3 protein-coding genes and 1 pseudogene are annotated in these 1966 nt (G+C 56.8%); all 4 read left to right on the top strand.

Annotated elements, in window-relative coordinates; all coding sequences use genetic code 11:
• Positions 1 to 95 (top strand): annotated as a pseudogene (locus tag ACQKP2_RS32690) (hypothetical protein); the annotation flags it as partial.
• A 316-nt stretch (positions 96 to 411) separates the two neighbouring features.
• A complete protein-coding gene (sdhC, locus tag ACQKP2_RS32685) occupies positions 412 to 786 on the top strand; it encodes a succinate dehydrogenase, cytochrome b556 subunit (protein ID WP_016773673.1) in 375 nt (124 codons plus the stop codon).
• On the top strand, positions 780 to 1148 hold the full coding sequence (gene sdhD, locus ACQKP2_RS32680; protein ID WP_427582363.1) for a succinate dehydrogenase, hydrophobic membrane anchor protein: 369 nt from the start codon (positions 780 to 782) through the stop codon (positions 1146 to 1148). The genes sdhC and sdhD overlap by 7 nt, the downstream gene beginning before the upstream one ends.
• A gap of 3 nt (positions 1149 to 1151) precedes the next feature.
• Positions 1152 to 1966, top strand: an 815-nt coding sequence (locus ACQKP2_RS32675; protein WP_427582362.1) for an FAD-binding protein, incomplete at its 3' end; no start/stop codon positions are given.

The raw sequence follows: 1966 nt of genomic DNA, 5'->3' as shown, positions 1-1966 counted from the left end.
TGCCCAAGGGTGCCAGTCGTCAGTTCCAGCATGACGGCGTGACCATCACCGTCACCGGTATCAGCAAGGGCGCGGGCATGATTCGCCCGAACATGTGGCCCGCACCACTATAGTGAGATAAATTCGAATGTCAATTTGCCTAAAGTCTTGCTCCAGAAGGCTTTAACCGGACTTTTTTCTCGAAATTGCCTGCCATTTACGCCTTTTATACGAGTTGTGCAATGCGCCGTTTTGGGAAGGTATGTCCGTTGTCATTAGTAGCCTAACTGTCTATACTCGGCAGCCGACCGCCAAGGGCTTTTGGGCTTGCTTTATTGGGGGTCGCCTCCCTGGGTGGTGGTTACCTGACCAGTGCACTCCCCAACAACTTTGCCCTGATTGTTAGGGGCTCTTCAGTGTGAAAAAAAAGCCGTGAAAAGCCAACGACCTGTAAACCTAGACCTAAGGACCATCAAACTCCCAGTCACTGCTTACACGTCCATTCTTCACCGTATCTCCGGTGTCATCCTCTTCGTGTGCCTTGCCATCATGCTTTACGCATTGGACAAGTCGCTGAGCTCCGAGGAAGGCTTCGGTCAGGTGAAAGCGTGTCTGACCAGTCCGCTAGCCAAGCTAGTGATTTGGGGCATCCTGTCCGCCTTGCTGTATCACTTGGTAGCCGGTGTGCGCCACTTGATCATGGACATGGGCATCGGTGAGACGCTGGAAGGCGGCAAACTGGGCTCGAAAATCGTTATCGCCGTTTCCGTGGTGGTAATCGTTCTGGCAGGAGTTTGGATATGGTAACTAACGTCACGAACCTCTCGCGTTCGGGCCTCTATGACTGGATGGCGCAACGCGTATCTGCGGTCGTTCTCGCGGCTTACTTCATTTTCCTGATCGGATACATCGTGGCCCATCCCGGCCTCGAGTACGCCCAATGGCATGAGCTGTTCGCCCATAACGGAATGCGTATTTTCAGCCTCCTGGCCCTGGTTGCCCTCGGCGCTCACGCCTGGGTCGGCATGTGGACCATCGCGACCGACTACCTGACGCCAATGGCGTTCGGCAAGTCCGCGACCGCTGTACGTTTCCTTTTCCAGGCAGTATGCGGCGTTGCGATGTTCGCTTACTTCGTCTGGGGTGTGCAGATTCTCTGGGGTATCTGAGTCATGGCTAACATTCCAACGATTTCTTTCGACGCCATCATTATTGGTGGCGGCGGTGCAGGCATGCGCGCAGCGCTGCAACTGGCACAAGGCGGTCACAAGACTGCCGTGATCACCAAGGTATTCCCGACCCGTTCGCACACTGTGTCGGCACAGGGTGGTATCACTTGCGCCATCGCTTCGGCTGACCCGAACGATGACTGGCGCTGGCACATGTACGATACCGTCAAGGGTTCCGACTACATCGGTGACCAGGACGCTATCGAATACATGTGTCAGGAAGGCCCGGCCGCAGTTTTCGAACTGGACCACATGGGTCTGCCGTTCTCCCGTACCGAAACCGGCCGCATCTACCAGCGTCCGTTCGGTGGCCAGTCCAAGGACTACGGTAAAGGCGGCCAGGCTGCCCGTACCTGCGCGGCATCCGACCGTACCGGTCACGCGCTGCTGCACACCCTTTATCAGGGCAACCTGAAAGCCGGTACCACGTTCCTGAACGAGTACTACGCTGTCGATCTGGTGAAGAATGATGCTGGCGATTTCGTCGGCGTTATCGCCATCTGCATCGAAACCGGTGAAACCACCTACATCCGTTCGAAGGCCACCGTGTTGGCGACCGGCGGTGCAGGTCGTATCTACGCTTCGACCACCAACGCCCTGATCAACACCGGTGACGGTGTCGGCATGGCCCTGCGTGCTGGCGTACCGGTACAAGACATCGAAATGTGGCAGTTCCACCCGACCGGTATCGCCGGCGCCGGTGTACGGGTGACCGAAGGTTGCCGCGGTGACGGTGGTTACCTGATCAACAAGCACGG

The organism is Pseudomonas sp. NPDC089569 (assembly GCF_050280625.1).
Lineage (GTDB): Bacteria > Pseudomonadota > Gammaproteobacteria > Pseudomonadales > Pseudomonadaceae > Aquipseudomonas.
This window is presented reverse-complemented; position numbering and strand designations above follow the sequence as displayed.